This window comes from Shewanella sp. 0m-6 (genome assembly GCF_052977325.1).
This window is the reverse complement of the sequence record NZ_JBRIMD010000002.1, coordinates 120,101-141,850: the sequence shown is the minus strand read 5'-3', so window position 1 is coordinate 141,850 and position 21,750 is coordinate 120,101. Positions and strand designations below refer to the sequence as shown.

The 21,750-nt window shown below is 41.9% G+C and carries 19 protein-coding genes and 1 pseudogene; 5 read left to right on the top strand and 15 right to left on the bottom strand.

The genetic code is table 11. The annotated features are described in order from the left end of the window. The first annotated feature begins 137 nt into the window (after positions 1-137). Complete coding sequence (locus ACVBJC_RS02245; protein WP_447159251.1) at positions 138-1,418, top strand: dipeptidase; 1,281 nt, start codon at positions 138-140, stop codon at positions 1,416-1,418. Positions 1,419-1,527: 109 nt separating this feature from the next. Here the strand turns inward: ACVBJC_RS02245 and ACVBJC_RS02240 are convergent, their stop codons facing one another. From ACVBJC_RS02240 to ACVBJC_RS02220, 5 genes are all read right to left on the bottom strand, one after another. After that, positions 1,528-3,093 (bottom strand): amidohydrolase family protein, encoded by a 1,566-nt coding sequence (locus tag ACVBJC_RS02240; RefSeq protein WP_447159252.1) that lies wholly within the window; start codon positions 3,091-3,093, stop codon positions 1,528-1,530. Positions 3,094-3,425: 332 nt separating this feature from the next. Continuing rightward, positions 3,426-5,108: a hypothetical protein gene (locus ACVBJC_RS02235; protein ID WP_447159253.1), complete on the bottom strand. Its 1,683-nt coding sequence runs from the start codon at positions 5,106-5,108 to the stop codon at positions 3,426-3,428. 397 nt (positions 5,109-5,505) lie between these two features. Continuing rightward, positions 5,506-6,903, bottom strand: coding sequence for an FUSC family protein (locus ACVBJC_RS02230; RefSeq protein WP_447159254.1), 1,398 nt, complete (start codon positions 6,901-6,903; stop codon positions 5,506-5,508). Between the two features lie 12 nt (positions 6,904-6,915). Next, on the bottom strand, positions 6,916-7,779 hold the full coding sequence (locus ACVBJC_RS02225) for an HlyD family secretion protein (RefSeq protein WP_447159255.1): 864 nt from the start codon (positions 7,777-7,779) through the stop codon (positions 6,916-6,918). Positions 7,780-7,791: 12 nt separating this feature from the next. Beyond that, positions 7,792-8,004 (bottom strand): DUF1656 domain-containing protein, encoded by a 213-nt coding sequence (locus tag ACVBJC_RS02220; protein WP_447159256.1) that lies wholly within the window; start codon positions 8,002-8,004, stop codon positions 7,792-7,794. A gap of 229 nt (positions 8,005-8,233) precedes the next feature. On the opposite strand from ACVBJC_RS02220, the gene ACVBJC_RS02215 reads away from it, so the two are divergent. The 3 genes from ACVBJC_RS02215 to ACVBJC_RS02205 all read left to right on the top strand — a co-directional run bounded on the left by ACVBJC_RS02215 (position 8,234) and on the right by ACVBJC_RS02205 (position 12,448). Further along, the gene (locus tag ACVBJC_RS02215; RefSeq protein ID WP_447159257.1) at positions 8,234-9,142 is read left to right on the top strand and encodes a LysR family transcriptional regulator; all 909 of its coding nucleotides are present in this window, start codon (positions 8,234-8,236) and stop codon (positions 9,140-9,142) included. A 345-nt stretch (positions 9,143-9,487) separates the two neighbouring features. Next, on the top strand, positions 9,488-11,182 hold the full coding sequence (locus ACVBJC_RS02210; RefSeq protein ID WP_447159258.1) for an aspartate-alanine antiporter-like transporter: 1,695 nt from the start codon (positions 9,488-9,490) through the stop codon (positions 11,180-11,182). A 96-nt stretch (positions 11,183-11,278) separates the two neighbouring features. Continuing rightward, complete coding sequence (locus tag ACVBJC_RS02205; RefSeq protein WP_447159259.1) at positions 11,279-12,448, top strand: BamA/TamA family outer membrane protein; 1,170 nt, start codon at positions 11,279-11,281, stop codon at positions 12,446-12,448. Between the two features lie 1,326 nt (positions 12,449-13,774). Here ACVBJC_RS02205 and ACVBJC_RS02200 read toward each other — a convergent pair. Genes ACVBJC_RS02200 through ACVBJC_RS02180 form a run of 5 tightly spaced genes read right to left on the bottom strand, consistent with a single transcriptional unit; the run spans position 13,775 to position 15,304 of the window. Further along, positions 13,775-13,960: a hypothetical protein gene (locus ACVBJC_RS02200; RefSeq protein WP_447159260.1), complete on the bottom strand. Its 186-nt coding sequence runs from the start codon at positions 13,958-13,960 to the stop codon at positions 13,775-13,777. Next, positions 13,930-14,130 (bottom strand): hypothetical protein, encoded by a 201-nt coding sequence (locus ACVBJC_RS02195; RefSeq protein ID WP_447159261.1) that lies wholly within the window; start codon positions 14,128-14,130, stop codon positions 13,930-13,932. Before ACVBJC_RS02195 ends, ACVBJC_RS02200 begins: the two co-directional genes overlap by 31 nt. Before the next feature lie 9 nt (positions 14,131-14,139). After that, a complete protein-coding gene (locus ACVBJC_RS02190) occupies positions 14,140-14,448 on the bottom strand; it encodes a single-stranded DNA-binding protein (protein WP_442529566.1) in 309 nt (102 codons plus the stop codon). A gap of 11 nt (positions 14,449-14,459) precedes the next feature. Then, positions 14,460-14,696: a phage/plasmid replication domain-containing protein gene (locus ACVBJC_RS02185; protein WP_447159262.1), complete on the bottom strand. Its 237-nt coding sequence runs from the start codon at positions 14,694-14,696 to the stop codon at positions 14,460-14,462. Next, complete coding sequence (locus tag ACVBJC_RS02180; RefSeq protein WP_447159263.1) at positions 14,696-15,304, bottom strand: phage/plasmid replication domain-containing protein; 609 nt, start codon at positions 15,302-15,304, stop codon at positions 14,696-14,698. Before ACVBJC_RS02180 ends, ACVBJC_RS02185 begins: the two co-directional genes overlap by 1 nt. Before the next feature lie 97 nt (positions 15,305-15,401). On the opposite strand from ACVBJC_RS02180, the gene ACVBJC_RS02175 reads away from it, so the two are divergent. Next, positions 15,402-16,664: an ISL3 family transposase gene (locus ACVBJC_RS02175; protein WP_447159264.1), complete on the top strand. Its 1,263-nt coding sequence runs from the start codon at positions 15,402-15,404 to the stop codon at positions 16,662-16,664. A 423-nt stretch (positions 16,665-17,087) separates the two neighbouring features. On the opposite strand, the pseudogene ACVBJC_RS02170 reads toward ACVBJC_RS02175, so the two are convergent. From ACVBJC_RS02170 to ACVBJC_RS02150, 5 genes and pseudogenes are all read right to left on the bottom strand, one after another. Then, positions 17,088-17,647: pseudogene (locus tag ACVBJC_RS02170) on the bottom strand (transposase); the annotation flags it as partial. Between the two features lie 121 nt (positions 17,648-17,768). Continuing rightward, positions 17,769-18,638, bottom strand: coding sequence for a hypothetical protein (locus ACVBJC_RS02165; RefSeq protein ID WP_447159265.1), 870 nt, complete (start codon positions 18,636-18,638; stop codon positions 17,769-17,771). Then, a complete protein-coding gene (locus tag ACVBJC_RS02160; protein WP_447159266.1) occupies positions 18,626-19,522 on the bottom strand; it encodes a protein-ADP-ribose hydrolase in 897 nt (298 codons plus the stop codon). The genes ACVBJC_RS02165 and ACVBJC_RS02160 overlap by 13 nt, the downstream gene beginning before the upstream one ends. Before the next feature lie 98 nt (positions 19,523-19,620). Then, positions 19,621-20,487: a nuclear transport factor 2 family protein gene (locus ACVBJC_RS02155; RefSeq protein ID WP_447159267.1), complete on the bottom strand. Its 867-nt coding sequence runs from the start codon at positions 20,485-20,487 to the stop codon at positions 19,621-19,623. A 186-nt stretch (positions 20,488-20,673) separates the two neighbouring features. Beyond that, complete coding sequence (locus ACVBJC_RS02150) at positions 20,674-21,552, bottom strand: AraC family transcriptional regulator (RefSeq protein WP_447159268.1); 879 nt, start codon at positions 21,550-21,552, stop codon at positions 20,674-20,676. Between the last annotated feature and the right edge of the window lie 198 nt (positions 21,553-21,750).

Below are 21,750 nucleotides of genomic sequence, written 5' to 3'. Positions count from 1 at the left end.
TTATTGGCAACGAAACGTGCAGAATTTCTAAAATTGTTTACTAAAAGGCTTTGGGTGTGTTTGCCGACTTATGAACTCTTTAACTTTTTGTTGTTTATTTTTGTGTTCAAAAAAGGAGGGTAAAACATATGGACAAAATGACTCAATCAGTGGACTTAGTTAAAGACCATGTGGCAAGTGACTCGATTGGGACAGGGAAAGGGCTCGAATTAAGCCGCCGATCTATGCTTAAAACCTCTGTCGGTGCCGCGGCAATGATACTACCTAGTGGTATAGTCAATGCGACTGACCAACCTAAAGCAGTTTCAACTCCTAAGCTGCCAGACTTTGAGATAAAGGATTATTCTAAGATTCCACAAAGAACTCATCAATACCCGGCCTCTGAACGTGCAAAAAAAATCGTACGTGATTCCATGGCTATTGACACTTTATTCTCTGGTCTTTGGCCCTCTCAATGGTCATCCCCAAAAGCTCATGAATTCCATGATGAAATGGATAAATGCAAAGCCGCAGGTTTCAAAGTTCTAGCTGCGTGTCCATCTGCGGATTCATTGGATGCGTCTGTTGAAGGGATTATGAAGGGGGCTCAGTTCTATCTCAGTAAAATGAAAGAGCGCCCCGATAATTACATGTTGATTCGTACAACCAAAGATATTGATGAAGCGCACAAGCAGAATAAACTTGGTATTTACTTCACTCACCAAGGAACGCAAATATTTGGCGGTGATGTTGACCGTGTAGGCCTCTGGCGAGAGATGGGCTATGGTTACTGCCTCCTAGCATATAATCAGCGCAATGATGTGGGTGATGGTTGCTTCGAAATTGAAAATCGAGGACTCACAGCTTATGGTAAGAAATTAGTCGATGCCTATAATCGCTACGGTATGCTGGTGGATGTAAGCCACACTGGTGAGCGTACTTCCCTTGATGCAATTGAACGCAGTAGCCAGCCTGTTATATCTTCACATTCAGGAGCCAAGGCGATTGCTGACTATCAGAGGAGCCTTACCGATGCCGTTATTAAAGGAGTTGCTTCAACGGGTGGGGTTTGTTCGATAAATATGGTTGCAGCTTTTATGGATACGTCTAATCCAGATATATTGACGACTGATACATTATTCAAGCATATTGATTATATGGTTAATTTAGTCGGGATAGATCATGTTGGCTTCGGTTCGGACTATATACCTAACATCAATTTTACAGCGTCGATTATTCAAACTCCAATGGGACAAAATGTATTCCCTGATGGAGGCTACAGTGCTGCTGTAGGGGCAAAAGGATTCCCTACACCAGCGCCATATCAAATTGTTGCAGCATTAATTGATAAGATGCTTGAAAGCGGATATTCAGAAGCAGACTGCGGCAAGTTCTTGGGAGGTAATATGTATCGCGTATTTGACCAAGTTTGGGTGTAAAGTGTTAATTATAATTTTAGGCTGATTGCTGATTCAATGGGGATAAACGGACAGCTTTTTTCGCGATAAATAAGCGCAATAACAAGTATTGCGCTTATTATTAAAAGTCCTATTTTTTCTGTTCGCGGCGAATTGGTGTACCCGCTTTGACACTGGTGTCTAGCTCTGTGTTATTCACAACGACTTTACCATTAACAAGTAACCAATGAACGCCCACAGCTGGGTGGTTCGGATCTTGGTAGGTACCGACATCGGCGATAGTGTCAGGGTCAAATACCACAATATCAGCATCCATATTAGGCTGAATGCGGCCTTTATATTTCATTTGTGGGGCAAAATCTTCAATCAATCGCGCTGGCATCAAGGTCATTTTACGCAACGCTTCAGTCATGCTTAATAATCCGCGTTCACGCACATACATTCTTAGTACTTTGGCAAATGTACCGTTTGAACGGGGATGAGAGAATAGATCTGTTGGTAGTGGCCATTCATCACCTGCGTAGTTGTCAATATGACCCTCTTCGTCCATGTGCATCCAGAACATCTCATCAGACTCAATTAACACATTTGGATTGAGGATCGATACGTCTAGCTTCGCCAAATCTGCAGGGTTACTCTCATCTAAAAAGTGCCAAACAATAAAGGTACCAGGCTTGTTTGCTTGATAGTCGGCAAGTTGCTCTTCTGTCATACGCTCCTTGCCCAGCTGAAAGTTTTCTGCGGTTGAGCCCATGCGCTCACGCCAGCCTTCGCCACTAAACATCGCTGCACCGACGACCGTGCTCGCCGCTCCCCAAGGGTAAGCACCAACGGTGACATTTATGCCTTGTTCCTGTGCCTTATTGACCATAGGTAGGATGGTGTCGATATCTTTCAATGAGGTACTGTTAATGTGGCAAAGATGCATATGTGCACCAGTAATGGCGGCATTACCCACCAACTCTTTTACTGCTTCAAAAGAGCTTTGTGGTTCTGCATTACTTGCATAGCGCACATGAGTAAATGTGGCTACATCACGCTCTGCAGCTAACTCAGCCAGTGAATAATATTCTTTTTGGCCATGGCCTGGCGCGTAACCTGCGTTAATTCCTATGCCGAGGCCGCCTTCATCAAGACCTTGTTCAATTAACTTCATGATCTTATTTTCTTGTTCAGGCGTAGCAATATCCATTTTCCAATCATTACGTGACTGGGCTGCTTGGAAATAACCGGCAGTTGCTTCAGGTTTGGTGTCGCTAAAGGTTGCGATACGGGCATAGGTCCAGCCAGCTGCTGCGCCATAGTTAAGTGGCAAGCCTTTTTCCCCTTGAGTGGCATACCAATCACTAATCGGTAATACGCCTGATTCAAGCTCAAGCATAGTGGTTACACCTTGCATCGCCTGCATTCTGTAATCACCTATATTCTGCCCATGAGCATGCACGTCGATAAATCCTGGCGCAACAACCTTGCCCGTCGCATCGATGATTTGGCTGCCTGTGATTTTATCGGTGGTGACAGATATGATCTTGTTGTCTTTGATCCCCACGTTAGCGATTGCGTCAAAGTTAGTTTCTGGATCAATAACTCGACCATTTAAGATCACAACGTCATAGTTTGCTGCCATAACAAATGGAGAGAGTAACCCGAGGCCTATCACAGAAGCTTTTTTCATAAATGAAGATAATTTTTTCATGAGTAATGCTTTCCTTAATTGATGATTCAATAGTTTAATCTTGGCTAATTACACTTAGTATTTATGCCTAATCAGGGTTAATGACAGCACGATATTAAGTTTGTTATCGGGATTTTCCACGCTTACCGTGTTAGGGGTTGACTTCGCGAGCTATATCGCTAGTTTATGCTAGTAATTTCGCTTAGTTAAATCACTAATGATGGATCAAACCCTTCAATACTTATACGTTATTTGATGGATGATAAGCACGCTAAGTGATAATTTGATGTTTTAGGCAAAAAAACCAACGGATTAGGTTGGGTCTTTTAGTGGCAATGACTGTTCATATTCACTTAGAAGCGATAGCCGAAGTTTATCGTGAATGAGCTTCTGGTTTCTCCTTTATTATAAAGGGCGGTAATATTGTAGTTTCTGCCTATTTGTTTGTTAAAGCCGACCAAGTAAGCCCATTGTTCAAGTTCTACGCCAACGTCATAAGTAAAATCTCGACCTAATGCGTCGATATAGCCTAGATTGCCACTCATTGTGGCTTTAAGACCTTGGTATTCGGCTCCCACAAATATCTGGGCTCGAGAATCAAGAAATTGATAACCTAACATAGGCTGTATAGTTAAAATACCATCGCCCCAGTTATCCTGTCCCTCAAGACGTGTTGCACTATACGTAGCGGTAACGGATGCAAAAAACTCTTTGTAACCAACAGAAAGGGTTGTGCCTATTCCGGCCACATCGTAGTCTAGGTGTAGTGGTACGCTGACTTCTCCAGGAGAGCACAAATCAACCCCTGCACCAGCAACTGCACTACATGCCAGCTTACCGCCAACGACTCCTAATTTATCTTCGAAAACGTCTTTCATCTTGCCGGTATATTGTGCATCGACCACAGCATCTACATTTACCTTACCTAGCACGCCATACACGTTCCAAAAGGGAAGGATATTGACATCGGCTCGAAGGGTATAGCTTTGGGCATTGACCATGCCTACAGAACTGGATGGGTCAAAAAACTCATCCAGATTTAGTCCCATAATGTCAAAACTGTCAAAACCCACATTCATATCTTGATTACGGTAAGCCACAGAAAAACCAAATGGCATAGGCACATCAATGCCCTGTTGGCGCACCAAATCTCCCATTAAAGGAAATAACCTGTCTAGATCGACCTTCTCTTCACGAATGCGTGGGTCGGACACTGTTGAGAGCAGCTCTTGGTCTATAACTAGGGGGCCTAACTCGTCATCATAAAAGGTAACAGGTTTAATTGTCGCTCTATAGCTTACAGTTTTCTTTCCTTTTATCCCATCAGCCTTGATGATCTTACTTTTCATCACGGTTTTACCGTTGACCAGCGTTGTAAACTCAATATTTTGTGAGTATTTTTCAACGCGATAACCTTCATAGTCATAAGGCTTAGAGTTGGTGATCTGCATATGGCTTGGATTACCGTTAATAACGAACAGCTTTACTCGCATAAATCTGAAGTATGCGATGTCTTGAGGTAGGCCGTATTTTGAGTAGTTAAAGCTAATTTCAACCACCTCTGGCGATAGTTCATTGACGATTAACGATGACTTATCATAGCTTTCTAAATAATTCTTTAACCGATACTCGATTTTGGATATTTTTTCAATATTGCCGATAACATCTTCTTTTGAGTCAAGCTTGCTTTGGTCGTACTTGATTCTCAGGTCGATATTGCCATTATGATCAGTGCTTTGTACTAAAAAGACTTCAGATTCAGTAACGTCTCCGCCGTCGTCAAATCTACGTTGCACATGTTCAACCATCTGGTCACCATGGGATAGTGAACTCAAACCAAGTTTGATGATTTCATCAGAGATCCCGTAACGATCAAAGGCATTTTGCTGCGCTTCGGTTTTTGTTTGTGTTACAAACTGAGTTTCATCTGCGTAGGCACCATTAGAAAGTGCCAAGACTAAGGTTAGTGGTATTGCTTTAAGCATCTTTTTGCCGATAGAGAAGTTACTTACTGAGAGAGAGTGTATTTTCGTCATGTAGTTACCCTTAAAGTTTGCCACGCTATGGCGTTACCATTTTTACCCGTTATGGGGGGGCGCAGCTGAGATATGTCGTCATATCGCTTTCAATGAGGTTATTTTATGATTAGATGTGACAATTAAGTAATCGCATATGAAGGGTGACACCCTTCAATAACAGCTGATGGGATAAGGAACAGCTTTATTTACAGCTTGTTTATGAATGGAACTTAAATCATTAAAATCATGATTTTGAATGGAAATAATGGTATCAAACTAATGTCAGGTACTTTTTGGGTTTACAATGAGTGAATACTTTTTATGAGTACGCATTTTGAGAAGCTCTTAGAATGCAACATTTTTAGTAGCGACCTAACCTCGTGCTGAAGTCGCTCTATTTGTAGTCAGTCAGCTGCTATTTAGGATCAATGTGTAGTAAGCGTGTGTAAAAGCGCGCCACAGCCAAGCAGATAACCAACATTAATAACATTAATAGTGGCGTGATAATCTCATATTGCGGTGTGCCATGTAGTGCATTCATCGTCATGATAAGTAACAGATTTGCGCCTAATATTCGTTGTACTGCAAGTGATGGTTTGCCACACAGGCCATATATAAACAGCATGTTAACCATATAAAAGACGATAAGTTGCCAGAGTTCAGTGAGTGTTGTTAATACCAAACAATACTCAGCAATAAATACCACACCCCATGCTAGACAGGCCAGTTTTGCCTGCCGAATAAGGCTATCGGGCATACGTACAGTGGTATTTGCCAGTGCAGCCCCAATCAGCGGGAACATAGGTCCTCCAGGTATAGCAAAATAGATCCATAACCCAAAGCATGTTGATGAGATGGCCATTGCGGTAAACGCGTTGTTTAATTGGAGTCTGAACTGGTTAACGTTGTTTTTTTTGTTAACCGCCGTAGCTTGGCTATTTACGTACTTAGACCAATAGAGCGCTAATACATGAAGCTTCTCCGCATCATCATTGATGGCCGCTGTAAGTAACCTCATTTCATACTCCAAATGGCTCAAGCTTTTTTCGATAACTTGCCTTTCACTTTCATTACTATCTTTTACTAGCTGAGTAATATGAGCTTGAATTCCATCGGATGCATCGATAATGGTTCGCCACTTGGCTTTTTCGTGACGTAAGCGATAGTTGCTGGCTGCTGGCAGCGCCAGTAGTTCTCGCATTTTATTGATATGATGTTGTCCGTCAAACATATCAGATTTAATCTCTAGCTTGCGCTCTTCGACCAATGCTTGTTCTAAGGTCGTTTTCGCTAAATTAAACTGGTTAGTTAACGCCTTAAGTGATTCAAAAAACAGTGACTCGGTGGTTGTTGGCCACAAAAAGCGATAGACAGCCGAGTACACCAGAACACCTAGCATGGTTTCTTGAACTCTTAAAATAGCGATATCAAATGAGGCTATGCCGTTGGTGCCACCGAGCATGGCCACGATGGAAAATACAGCGAATGCCATAGTAAAGGCGTAACCGTAACGCTTGTTGGCGCTAAAAAAAACACACAAAGCCAGAAATAATTGAAAAAAAACGATGAATAACAATCGATCTTGGGAAAAAAGACTGATTAGCAGCAAGGCAAAAAGTATACCGACAACGGTGCCCAATATGCGCAGTTTCCCCTGCTGTATGCCATGACCAAAGGTTTCTGTCGCTGAAATTGCAATAACGGTGATGGCCGCCCAATAAGGTTTATCCCATTGAAAAAAAAGGGCCAAAGCAATCGAGACACCAACAGCTAACGATATTTTTATCGCTTCTTTCATTGTTGAACTGAGCATACCATTCTCACTTTAATGCTTAATTATTTGTACTGATGCTGTCATACCTACCCGCAATTGAATCTCTTTAGGAAGGTGAGTCAGTTTTATCTTTACCGGTATACGTTGAGCGAGTCTTATCCATTGAAAGCTAGGGTTAACATTGGGTAATAATTCATTGCCTGTACTGCCGTCTGATTTAGCAATGCCATATCCAATACTTTGCACTTCACCTTCAAGCACTTCACTGTCGTGCATGAGTAGGGTAACTTGCGCCTTATTATGGATGCTGACATCGTTGAGATCGGTTTCTTTGAAGAAACCTTCAATCCAAAAACTAGAGGCATCAATTAACGCTACAATAGGGCTATTAGCAATAACCTGAGAACCCACTCGGTAGTTTAGATTGGTAATGTAGCCATCTATTGGCGCACTTACTTTGGTATACTGTAAATTCAGGTTGGCTTCTTCAACTTGTGCTTTGGCCACTAACAGGTTGGCTTGCGCCGTTTCAACTGCATTTTGTAAGTTATTCAGTGTTAATTGTGATTGCGCACCAGGTGTCAGTTTTTCAAGGTTATTTGCGCGCTGGGCTTCATTCTCTGCTTTATCTAATAAGGCTTTAGCTTGCTTCTCGCTAGCAATGGCTTTGCTTAAATTGACGTGGTAAATGCTCGGATCAATTTCAAATAACAACTGTCCTTTTTTCACAAGAACGTTATCTTTGACCATCATATTGATAATTTGACCTGTCACTCGAGGAGTGATTTGAATAATATGAGCTCGTACTTGTCCATCTCTGGTCCAAGGATTCGCTAAGTCTGTCTGATATTGCGAGTACAGCGTTCCTATAGCCGCCGAAACAATGATAAATGTGAGCAAGTATCGTTTAAACATGAGGTTACCTATTTATAAAATTGAAATAAACTGCGTAATCACACCTATAAAGATGATTGTGATGGAGAGATCTACAATCGCTGGTGCTATAACATATTTGTACCAGCCAAGTCTGGTTCCAATCGTGGTCAATACCGCCGTCAAAACGTAAGCCAGTATTCCAACAAGCAACAAGGGGGGGAAATAGACATCACCCAGCGCTATTTCATGGGGCATGATGTTCATCGTTAATAGCCTCCGGTTCTAAGATGCGTAAACAAGGTCTTTATATGCATACCTGTTCAATAGACTGCAGATATTAATTGACTGGTAGTTAATCTAATAATCTCATATGACGGATCAAACCCATCAAAACAGCTGAACAATCAACTTCAAGTGTGTTAGGTTCTAAGTTAATGATTTGAATGGTTGTCGATTCCGGCCCATTTTTTTGCATTTTTCAGGGAGTAGAATCATGAATTTCAGTTTAGAGCAGCTGCTTGCTTTTGTGACTGTGTATGAGCAAAAGGCATTTAGCAAAGCGGCGGTAAAATTGGATAAACACCGCACCACGATTGGTCAGGTGATCACTAATCTTGAGGATCAACTGGCCATTACCTTGTTTGAAAGAGTAGGGCGTACGGTTGAGCCGACCCAAGATGCCACCTTGCTTTATCATTATGCTAAACAGGCCATTGAACAAACTCGGACCTTCGATCGAATGGCTTTAAGCTTAAGTTATGGTGGTTTAGAGTCTGTCACGATAGCTTATGCCAGCTTCATTCCTCAGCAGGTGCTCACCACAATCCGAAAGGTCCTGATCAATGACTTCCCCCATATGAGGGTAAACCTGCTGGTTCGCTCCAAGGCTGAAATTAAACAAGGTATTCAAGATGGGACTATTCATTTTGGTCTTGTGAATGTATTTGAAAGCAAAGTGATTAACAGTATTGACTCTATGTTGTTACGCAGTATGGCGTTTGTTCCTTTTACGGGTGAAAGCAGCATACTTGCCCAATTACCGTCAAATGAAACGTTTACAGCCATGAAGTCTACACGGCAGTTTGTACTCAAATCGATGCTCGATGATGATATGGCCGCAAAAATTGTTCTCTCGTCACAGTATGAGGTGGTCGATCAGCAGACGTTAATTATTAGAATGGTTCAAGAGGGACTTGGTTGGGCACTATTGCCTCGAACTATTTCTCAATCTGAGTATTACTCTGAAAAAATAGTAGAAATAGATTCCGATACGATTAATGAAGCAATCCATGTACCTGTTTCAATGTGGTGTCAACATTCAAAACAGGTTGCAATCGTCAAGAAATCAATTTCTAAGTGCATTATAGATTACATACAAGCGGTAGACTCAGCCGTCAACTAACCCTTGTACCATATAGCCTCTCTTAAGGAGAGGCTAGCAAGTTTACTATTCTACCGAGTTCATTTATCTCTTCACCTTCCCCATATTAAGCACACTTTTCCCAGTTAAAAATCGATACAAGGTTACGCAATTGGGCCAAAGGCTATGAAGGGTCTAATCCTTCATAGGCGATTGTCAGTAACAAGTAATAGCGAATAAAATAATCCTGAAATTATGACGCTCATTCTGACGATTAGCACGCTGTGGTGTGCTGGAGAGATATATTCACTTGCGCTCAGTCTGCACCTTTTAAATAAACATGCACTGAACAGCAGTCCATGTAATTAACATAAAAGTGATCAGCCAATGGAAACACTACAGTATATTTTAAATGTATCACCGTACTTCCCAGTCTTGTTGACCTTAGTCTTGGGAGCCTTAGTTGGTAAGCTCGCTATCGGCCGTTTTGTGCTCGGCAGCATTGTTGGAACCCTACTGGTGGGCATTGCTATTGGTCAAATAGGTGTTGATATCACGCCATCCATTCGATGGGTTTTCTTTGGCTTATTTATGTATGTGGTTGGCTATCAGGGCGGGTATCACATTATCGATACACTGCAATTACGAAAAAAATCGATATTATTTGCAAGTATATTGATGAGCCTTATGTCCATGGTAACCCTTGCTATAGCGAGCTGGTTATTTAATCTCGATCTTTATCTCGCCATTGGCATGGCAGCGGGCAGTTTTGTGCATCCTGAAATCATTAATGTTGCCACTGACGCCATTGAGCAGCTACCAGGTTTGACTAATGGGGCTAAACATGTGGCCCAAAGTGAAGTGCACATGGGTTATATGTTGACGGTAATTTTTGGAGTGCTAGCGCCTGTATTCATGATGAACTGGTTGTTGCCAAGCTTTTTTAAGGGGTCTTTGGGCTCACTTTCAAGCAGACGTGATGACTTAGCATTAAATGTAACTCGTATGTCTAGCTATCAGCCTATTAATACTGCGCAAAATATCGTTAGACGGATTTTTGAAGTAAATGAGCAAAGTACCGTTGTTGGTAAAACCTTAGCGCAACTTAATGCTCCATCCATCGATATTATATTTGAACTGTCGCGCCCAAATAATCGTGACAATAGCGCTAAGGACAGTGAGTTTATTACTGCTGGGGATCTCATCACTATCACCGGGAGGCATAATACGCTTTTTTATTTTGATGATAATGTGTTAGGTACAGAAATGCCTTACGATACACACAGTGATACCCGTGTAAAAAATTATCTTATGCTGATCAATATAGACGATTTTGTGGGTCAGTCATTACAGACGATTAAGGCAGATATTAACCAACGTACTCATAGAGAAGTTTGTATTACTCAGTTAGTCAGGGGCGATAAGCCCCTGGAAATCACCCCCGATCTAACTGTAAAACAACACGATATTGTGCAAGTCACTGGTAGCTTAAGTGATCTGCAAAATGTGAAAAAGACCTTCCCACGTGCGTTCAACAGTGCTGGGACCAACCAAGCCATATTTGGTATAGGCTTAGTATTGGCGTATCTCATCAGTATGTGGCACCTCAATATAGGCGGTCTTTACCTCTATTTTAGCCTTGGCTTTAGCAGCCTGGTATCCGGTATTGCGGTTGGCTGGGCTTGTCATAAAATTAACCCATTAGAACTACTACCTAAAAATTTAACTAATCCTCTTAGAGATTTATCACTATTAGGTTTTATAGCGGTAACAGGTTTGTATTTTGGGCCACAAATGCTTGAGGCAATGAATACAAATGGGTTTAAAGTTTCATTAATTGGAAGTTTTGTGGTGCTGATCTCGCAACTCATTTCATTTATTTTTGCTTACTGGCTTTTCAACATTAAACATCCAACTGAATTAATGGCGTGTACCAGTGGTAGCCTGAACTCGGGTCTAGGCTTGTCAGCCTTTTATCGACAGGGCAAGGTTGAAGGCACTATTTATGCGATGGCAGTATCTTATATTACAGCAAGCTTTTTAATGTTGATTGTCGTCTCAACGCTCTTAAATTTTATGTAAGCCTTACAATCGATTCCTGCATATACACGCCTCGAACTATAGGCTAATTACCCATTCCTTATTTCTGTTGAAATTAATTTAATAGGCTGATACAAGATGATAAAAAAAATTTCGTTATGCATCTTACTCATGGCTTCATCACAGGCTATAGCCCAAAGCTCGTACTTTTTTGATGAAAAAGATGGACAATTTGATTTAGGTTATCATCTTGCTGAAAATGCTTACGGTTTTCTACCTGTACCAGTTTTAATCACAGAACCCGCTGTAGGAGCGGGCGTGGGAATAGTGGGGCTATTTCTGCATGAGACTGACTCAGAAAAAGAGCTAAGAAGGCAAAAGGCGTTGGAGTCTATTGAAGGCGGCGCACAATTAATGCCAGCAGCAATGACGTTGGTCGGTGCGGGTGGGACAGTAAATGGTACCTGGTTTGCGTTTGCCGGTCACCGTCACTCATGGTTAAAGGATAGTATTCGATATACAGGAGTTGGTGGAGCCGCGAATGCTAATCTTGATATCTACACACGCTTAGGAGGGCTGTTACCTGTAGAACACGCAATACAGTTTGATACAAAAACTGAAGCGCTATTTGCCATGCAAAAGGTACAATTTAGGGTCGCTGACACACCGCTAATGCTTGGGGTTAAGCAGTTGTGGGCAGAGTCGAGCATATCATCGTCAAATGCCTTAGTTGATTGGATATTGCAAAATAGCCTAGGAGATAAAACGACAACATCGGGTTTAGGGTTTATTGCTGAATACGATACACGAGATAACATCTTCTTTCCTAAGAAAGGTTATACAGTGTCGGCCGAGTACATGGTTTACGACGAAGCGTTGGGTTCAGATAATAATTATCAAACCTTGGAAGCAAATGGTGAATTTTATTTGCCGCTTTCTAAACATTGGACGTTTGCTTTTGCGGGTAGTTATGACCAGTTATACACAGGGGGCAGTAAACTCGCTCCGACAACTAAACCCTATGTTGATCTGCGTGGCGTGTCGGCGTTCAGGTATCAAGGCGAGCAAGTGGCCACAGTGCAATCTCAGTTAATGTATCACTTCGATCACCGCTGGACTGTTTCCGCATTTTACGGCTATGGCGTGACCAGTAATGATGTGATTGAAGCGGGGGATGCATCAGTAAATGCATACGGGGTAGGGTTTCGATATCAACTAGCAAGGCGCTATGGCATATACATGGGGATCGATTTAGCCACTAGCGGTGAAGAAAATGCAATTTACTTCAAATTAGGTTCAGGATTTTAGCTGCACATTATTGATAATCTAACTTTATGCTCAGAATTAGTACCTTCCTCTATAACCATAAATGGGCTAGGGCAGTGAGGTGTTATCCATTTTTCCCTTAAACAATGGCCGGACCGTTATGACGAGAATCTAGGAGTGACTTTCTTTAACTGCTAGAATTTATTTCACAGCTACTCCAGCTGTTATCTTGGCGACACCGCAGTTGCGTTAGCTTCACTTACAATACAGCTGTAAAATAGCGACTTTCTTTAATGGTTGCATTGGTTTGATAAGTAAAAACTTAGTAGATTGTCGATTAAAATCAAGAAAGTACATTAGCATGACATATTTTCCAACTATTTAAATGGCTTATAGATAAAGTTTGATATCAGTTAATGCCGATAAGTGACATTATCGGCAATTGCCCTAAAGGGGCTTTCTCGTGTGTAATCAAGAAACTGTTATGCCGTTGATTACGATTATGCCTCTGTCGTAATTAGCTATTATTTTGAAGCTTGAATTAGATCATAGATGAAAAGCATTAGAACATTACTTAATTGAAGAGTTCTATTAGGGCTAGCCCATCTTTAGAGGTCATGAAACTAAGTAATGAAGTGGTATTTCACCGATTTATATAGTTATGCCTATATTTGGTCGCTTCTTGCATGTGTATGGCTGATTGATTGAATTAGAGACGACCAGGTCGACATGACATTAATCCTCTATCAGCTAATTCAAACCCACTAGACCAGTACCAAAAGAACTGGCTTTTTGTAGCGTTGATGCCGCTACTAAGAAATTATGGCATTAAGTCACTAGCAGCTAACGCTCAATATCCAGTTTGGATAATTAACTAAGCAATAGTTTTCCAAGTTTTCAGTGCGGGCCATGGTTCGGCTTATAGTTCGAGCATCGAATGCTCAGTATTGCTAAGCGAAATTAAGTTCCACAAGCTCAGTTATATAGCTGCTCAAACCGGATTTAACATCGTGCGCTGTGTGGCTGCTTTAAAAGTTTGCTTAGCTCAACACGCCAGATTTCAAGTAGCGCATGGTTAATTTATGTAGGCGATGTGAGCTGATGATCAATACTGATGAAAAAGTATAACCATAACGTGCAGCAATGACTTAGGTATAGAGCAGCAAAGGCTTGTGAATATCGCTGTGTCATAAGCTCATACCTACATTTCCCTACACCCACACCGAATTTAACATAATATACATTGTGCGCAGTTCTGTGTAGGTGTGATTGGCTATAGATATAAAGATGCCGATAATGTGATTACCGGCATTTGTTCGTCATTCCTTCTGCGCTCAGACTTCGCTCGTCGTCGTTCCTTACCATGCCTCAAGTTTCAATTGGGTTGTCTTCAGTAATTGATCTAAGTTCGCCGTGGCAATGTTGGCAAGCAATAAAAACAGACTGTTCAAAATCATCTGCCCACCAAGGTTTAAAGCAATGTTTGCATTGATATATTGGCGCATCCTCGCGCTGAACCATTGTTACGCCGCCTTTATATTTAACGAGCTGCATGATGCCTCCTTAAGTTGTTCTAGTGTATCGTCCAGTTCACCAAGTAACACACAGCTCTTAGCTGTAAGTTGTAGCAAGGCTTCTGTTGGGGCTAATCCTTTTAGCAGAAACTCATTAATGACCTGTATATCATTACGTTGCTGTATGGCTGCATTGATTAAATCATCCATGATATTTCCTTATTTAGCGCCTGAGATCGCACCGTTATTAGAGTGTTTTGACATTGGCTTGATGGTTAACCCGAAGCGTTTAAGCTCAAGGCCGCCATAGTTATTAATGATGAAACTCGAAGCATCGACTTGATACTCACCGGCTTGATATGCCGATGCTGGGTTCTCAACCTGTAATTTCATTTGAACTGGAAATTTTCCGCCCAGGTATGCGTATGCAATCTGTTCATAGAAAGTTCGTCCAGGCTTATCATCTTTTGGCTGCATGGTGCGTGTAATTACGTTGATATCTTCAGGGAAAACTTCAATTTTAAGCATTTTGCTATTCCTTATGCGTAAGCTTTAAAAGGTAAAATGTTGGATTCGGCAACCCGTGGCATTTGATACCAACTTGGGATTGCTAAAGGTTTAATTTCAATGGTTTCAGAGCGCTTCAAAGTCGGACACATGCGGGACACATCAAACTGTTGACCGATATCGATACCTATCGCTTTTAGACGGGCTTTATGTTCATAAAACTGACTAGATTTTAATTGCTGCCTTAGATCGCTTCCGTGTTGCCACATCAAGGCGTAACACTGAGTTGCATTTGCTGCCTGACGGCTTTAACTACACCGAGGTTAATTAGTTGGTCAGCTATTGATTGGTGTTCATCATAGGATATTTGAATTGTGTTCATGGCTGTCTCGATCTCTTTTAGATGCGGGTAAAAATCTGCTTCAGTCACTCGTCCATAAAATTGCAAATTATGTCGTTTAATCAGTGCTTGTCGTAGGCTGTGCTCCTCACGTACAACACCTTTTTCTTCACAGTACCTAATTAGGTCTTGGATATAATTCAGTCGTTCATCAGAAATTTGGTCTTTTCTACGTTGGTCTTTTTTTAGATGTTTAATAAGTTCTGCAGCTTTGTTATACAGTTTGGTCATCAACCAAGTTGAAGCTTCTCCCCAGTTACATGTATTCCCGTCAGGATAAAGTTTAGGTTTGCGCCCTCGCCCAATTTGCATCGATGACAAGCCGCGTATGAATGATTGCTCTTTGCCCTTTCCTACTTGATGGTTAATCGTCCAGTCTATTGCCGTTATTTCTGCGCCGTTACCGACTAGTTGAGCGGTTTTTCCATTGGGTGTTTGACGATATTGAACCTCTGTATTTTTGGTGAACGGCGGCAAGGGCTCTTCTCCGCTTAAGTGAGTCTATTCATATCAAAGATCATAAATAACATTATCATTTACAACACTTTCTTATCTGTGAATAAGTGGATATACCTTGCCATCATTATCATCCGCCCTATTTAGCTTTAAAGGGCAATGTGTGCAGTCCTTTTCTATAGAACAAGGGTCTCATTCTATTCTTGTACGATGCAGCCGAGACGGACGGTTTAAGGTTAAAGAACCAAGAACTGAAAGGCGATGTACAGTTGATCACTATGTAAGAAGACGGGTACACGATCTACCAGTTAGTGGACGTCCTTGTAGCATCGAAGTCGAACTTGCTCAGACCAGAGATAAAGACGGAAGAAGGTTAATTGAGGCGACTGAATACGTTGCCAAAGGAGCGCGATATACCATTCGCTTCTGTCAATTCATCAGTGGATTATGCCGGTACATGAGTATTCACGCAGTGTCTCAACATCTAGGCATTCGTTGGGAAACGGTAAAAAACATAGATAAGGAATATCTACATTCAACTCTGCCAGGCTTGGAGCCCGCGAAGCTTAACAACTTAATCCATATTGGCGTTGATGAGGTGGCCCGAGCTAAAGGGCATGACTACATGACCGTGGTATATGATTTGGTTTCTGGTCATTTAATTTGGGTCGAACACGGTAGAAAAGCAGCAGTCCTTATTTCGTTCTTCGAGCAATTATCAACCGCGACGAGAGACGGTATTAAAGCGGTTTCAATGGATATGGGACAGCCTTATCAATCCGCCGTAAGAAAAATGCTGCCTAACGCCGATATCGTTTTCGACCGATTTCATGTGATGCAAAACTACGGCCTGCTAATCAAAAAAGAGCGTTCCAAAGCCTTTCGAAATGGTTCTCATGAAGAGAAAAAGATGCTCAAAGGAACGTTATTCCTCTTGCTGAAAAACGCCCATAAACTGGATGATAGGCAGTCAGATAGGCAGTCAGATAGGCAGTCAGATAGGCTTGGTGACTTACTCGAGAGTAACAAGACTCTCTGCATTGTTTATATGCTGAAAGAGCAGTTACAAGCGATATGGGATGAAGCGTGTTACAAGTCGATGGTAATGGCACTTGAAGCTTGGTGCGGTCTTGCTAGGTCTACGAGGATATTGTCCTTGTGTAATTATGCAGATGCACTATTGGATAGAAAAGTCGGCATCTGCAATTACGCAAAATATAGATTAACCAATGCTCGAGTTGAAGCTGGGAATGTATCTATTGGTTTACTCAGGCGAAGAGCTAGAGGGATCCGAGACATCGAATACTTCAAACTCAAGATCAGACAAACATCAGTCCCTGATACCCATTCAACCTTTTATCCAAATATCAAGCTCATGTAAGCGGAGAAGAGCCGAAAATTTAATCGAAAGACTTTCATCCACACGTTTACATTCGTGAATAAACATAAAATAGATCCCTAAGTTAACCTGTCAAATAACAGTTAACACCGCAAAGAAAATAACAATCACCAAACTTAACATTAACAAGTTACAACAATCAAGCTGTAAGCAAAGAGCTTTACCGGGAAGGTCTTAAAGCCATCTTCGGCTAATAATATTTTCATTATGTTAAATTAAGTGGTTATCCTTTTATCCCTAGAGGCTATTATTATTCTATTTTGTCAGGGTCGAAATATTAAATTTCCGGCCAAGCCTGATCCGTAGAGCTAAAAACTATTTTCTTTATTAGCGTTAGTTAAAATAGCTGCTCTGCACTGACTCGTATTTATTTCTTTACGGATAAAATGAGATTAAAGCAAAGACAGCCATACAAGCCAGCACTGCGGCTTCATCAAGCAAGGCTTGGGACTTAAACCACCCCTCCCAAAACCGCCCCTTACACTTATCTTCAGCATTGGCCTTTCTGCCAATGGGTTCATTAAGCGCCCGCAACTCTTTTGAATGCGTTAGCAAGAGATATCCATGAGTCGAAGTCGGTACTCTTTTACCCGCTTATTGATGATTGTTTGTTGATAAGATTTAAGAGATTCAGCTTTAATAAAATCGTGATTCAGGCTATCGCCTTTGAACAGTTTTTGCCATTACGTTACAACCTCGATATCTGACCAGCTCTTAGCCAGCTCAGCATCAACCCGCAATACAAGGTGCAGATGATTACTCATCACGGCAAAAGCACAGATATCGATTGCGAACACTTCAGCCAGCTGCAACAGCCGACTTTCGACCCAGTCACGCCTATGCTCATAGGATTGTCCCGTGTGAATATCAACCCCACACAGGAATGCCTTTCTAACACAGCGACTTATGCAATGATAATAAGGGGTATCTTCCAAGCTGACTAACGCTTTTCTTGGCGTTGGCATAACACATTCCTCTGTTCAACCTTAACTAAAGCCTAGTAGAAGAATCGCTATCCAACAGTTTGGGGTGTCTTGGTTATTTTGTCGTCGAACGCGTCCAAAACTCAAACATGGCTTTATTGAGTTAGCTCGCTGCGAGAGCCTCAATAAATACCTTTAGATCGGCTTTAATTGCTATCGCCTTGGTGGCAAGTTTAGCTGGCACTTCGGCATGATCTAGATTGACTCTAACCAGATGTGCATTAGGCAGACTCTGTGTAATTTGCTCCATCGGCATTCTAATGACTGTGGGAGTATTAAAGCCTGAGCCCAAATCGAGCAACAACACCTTCTTATCCGCGACTTGATTTAACCAATCTATAAGCTTAATTCTGTCAGGTTCATGGACCGAATCGATAAATGAGCGATCAATTCGAGCGTGGATAAACATTTCACCTCCACAATTTGGACAACGAGGAATGGCAATGTCATCGGTTAACACTTGCTCATCGGCATCGTAATAAGGTTCCATTCTGTCCAGGAATGGTCGAATATCCCAGACTTGCTGGCTACAAGGCGTTGTACATTGGATTTTTCCATAGTCCCCTTGAGGCGAATAAAATCGGTTTTTATCAAAGCCATTCTTGTAGAAAAGGCCATCTACATTTGATGTCATCACAAAGTAGTTTTTATCCGCTACGGCGCGCCGCAGTTGTCGATATAGCTGATTGTCATCTTGACCAAAGTACACATATTCAAGGTGTGCCTTGTAATAACCCCATTGCTCTAATTGAGTCCAGTGTGGGTAGCCCATCAGCTGATATTGGGCCGTGAAGCCTTTTTTAACCCAACCAGGAAATACCTGTTCAAATTTATTCTGATCGAGGTAATTGATCCCGGCAGCAGCACTCAAGCCAGCACCGGCCCCAATGAGAACCGCATCGGCCTGGTTCAATAATGCCTGTATGCTGGTTAAGGTTTGTTGATCGAGCGTTCTAGCTTTCATCGCTGACATACATAATCCTCCATTACTGCTTGGTATACATGGTGGTCATATTCACTAAATACGTTGAAAACTATCGTCTCGAACGAGTCTGGGTTTTCAGTTAACCATTGAGTCACGGTATCGAGTGCGACTTTCGTTGCTTGCTCAATCGGGTATCCAAAAATGCCTGTCGATATAGAACAAAAAGCCAGGCTGTGAATACGCTCTGTTTGCTTGGCTAAGGTTACAATGCTGCGATAGCTGGCCGCGAGTTGTTCTGCATGGTTTGGTAGAATCTTATTTTGTACAATAGGCCCAACGGTATGGATCACAAATTTAGCGGGTAAGTTATAAGCTCGGGTGATCTTTGCCATGCCTGTTTGTTCAATATTGCCTTGTAGCGCCATAATCACCTCACAATCGGCTCTTAACTGCACCCCTGCTCGATTATGGATCGCATTATCGATGCACTTATGTTGAGGTTGAAAACAACCCAGCATTTGGCTATTGGCGGCATTCACAATTGCGTCAGCCGCGAGTGTCGTAATGTCCCCTTTCCAAAGCACAATTTTGGTATTACCTAGGGTTAAAAAAGGCTTTGCAGCTAAGTCATTTACATCGGTTATCTCACGTTCGTTGCATTCTATCTGTAATAACTGCGTCAGTGCATCGGTACTCTCTGCTGATAAATAATTTGCATGCAAAACCGTTATGGCGTTATCCAATAATACGCGCTGGCTTTGAGCGTCGTAATCTTGATAATTTGTGACCCCGAGTGATTCCAGCACCTCAGAGAGTTGTTTAAGCAGCTCGTTAACTAATTGGTCTTTGCCCTTTTGAGAGCTAAAGTCGGGGTTAAATGGCTCATAAAGCGCTATTTGCTGAGCATAATCTTGGATATTGAGTCTGGTCATTGTCACTTTGCTCTGATGCTTACACGAATAAAAAGGCCGCTAACTATCCATATGATAGCTAACGGCCTGCTTGTACTAGTTAGTCATTCTAGGGCGGGTTAGAAGCCAAATTTACCGTTAGTATTTTTCCACTCAGATTGAGCCGGAATCGTTTCGATGGCGTCCCAATGCTCAACAATTTTACCGTTATCGAGACGGAATAAATCGTAGAAAGCCACATGTTCATTGGCAAAGACACCTTCACTAATAGAGACAACAAAATTGCCCTCGCCGATAATTTTATGATTGGTGTCATACTTCATCGCTAGTCCTGCTTTTGCCAGCTCTTCGAGTGCCTTACCAAGACCACTTAAGCCATCGCCAATGCTAGGGTTGTGTTGTATGTATGCGCTGTCTTCGTTGTCGATGAACTTGTTTATCTGGCTCATGTCGCCATTCATCAAAATCGTTTTAACAAAGTCTGCGACGATAGCTTTGTTCTCTGCCGTCTTATCTAGGTCGGTAATGGCCACGCTGCCGTCAAGCTGAGAGTGTCCACTTGGATTTACTGGAGCAATTTCTTGCAAATTATCCCAGTGCTCAACAATTTTGCCATCTTCAAAGCGGAATACATCGAAACCGACTTTAGGACCAAAAAAGTTGTATTCAGTATGAAGCACAACGTAATTGTCATCTTGAATTGCACGCTTCACACTGGCTTTCGCGCTACCTTCTGGCAGAGCTTGCAGCACCTCTCCAAATCCTGCTAATCCATCGCCAACGGCTAGATTATGTTGCGTATATTGCGCTGCATTAATGTAGTTGATTGCTGCTTGGTCGCCTGTTTCGATGCTTGAAATTACGGCTACCGCTTTCTCTTTATTGCTCATAGACTCTGACTCCGATGTTACATGAGAACAGGCCGCGAGACCCATTACGCCAATTACAGTTAATGTTTGTGTGAATATTTTTGATAGTTTATTCATTGCTTCCGTCCTTGCCCGAATGAGATATAGGTTAGTGGACAAGGGATGTTTTTGCAGTGTTGAAGTATGCCGAAAAATGGTCAATATCGAACCTTACAGAAGGCAGCGTAACTAACTGGTTGAAAATTAAGGCAATAGCTGTGTTTAGGGTTGTATTTAGAGTGATAGAGGTTTTGGCTGTTACCGCTATAAGACGGGTTTACTGTATTTCGTCTGAAATTGTGTCGGCGTTAGCTCGGTGAGTTTCTTAAAATATTTAACAAAGTTACTGGCATCCTCGAAGCCGAAGTCATAGGCCATCTGCTGTGAGGTCGTACTATTAATCACTAAGCGTCGTTTCATCTCAATAATGATAAAAGCGTCAATCATCTGCTTTGCGGTTAAACCGGTTGCCAGCTTACATACTTGATTAAGGGTTTTATAGGTGGTGTTGAGTCGATGTGCATACCAGTTGGCGTCTCGCACCCGAGAAAAGTTTTGCAGCAACAGTTCAAAAAATCGCGCAAGGCGTACATTTTGCTCTATCGAAAGCCTGTCGTGAACGGACTCTGGTCGTAAGCGATGAAAAATCAACGCGAGCGCAGAAAAAAGGTACATGACTATCAAGGGATCGCAGTTCTCTTGTTGCTGCTCGGTAATCATTTCAGCGATTAATGTGCGAGTACGCTTGCGATCGAGTTCGCTCAGCTGTGCCAGCGGTGAATGGGAGGCGTTAAGATGTGTTGGCGTGTAATCTGGCAAGCGCATATTGCTATGCAAGCGGTCTAAAAAGGCTTGAGTGAACAGTAATATTTTACCTTGTGGTTTCGATGATAGATCAAAGCTATGTACTTGTTCACGCTGCACAAAGATAATTGAGCCGGGTTGGAATGGATACTCTACAAAATCCACCATGTGGCTACCTTGCCCTTCTTCAATACAGATGAACATGAAAAAGCTCACCCGATGGGGCATTTGTGGCTCGTGATCTAGGTTAGGTCTCGAAAGTAGAGAAGCAAGCTCAAAGATTTCAAACTCGGCCTGGTTGGATTTTTGATGGTTGAAACCTATTTTCGGGATGGGCATTAACAGCACGTCCTACAGAGTTTGATTAGTTTAAATCGCTTATATTGTAAAAGGTGGCAAAGGATTGCCTAGCTAAGCTTAGCATTGTTGAACTTGTGATGACAAAGAAACACACTTGATGATAGGCATGTTTCTCTTTTAAAATAGGTTCTTGAACTATTTCAACGAATAGCGAGATAGAAACTTAATCCATTATTT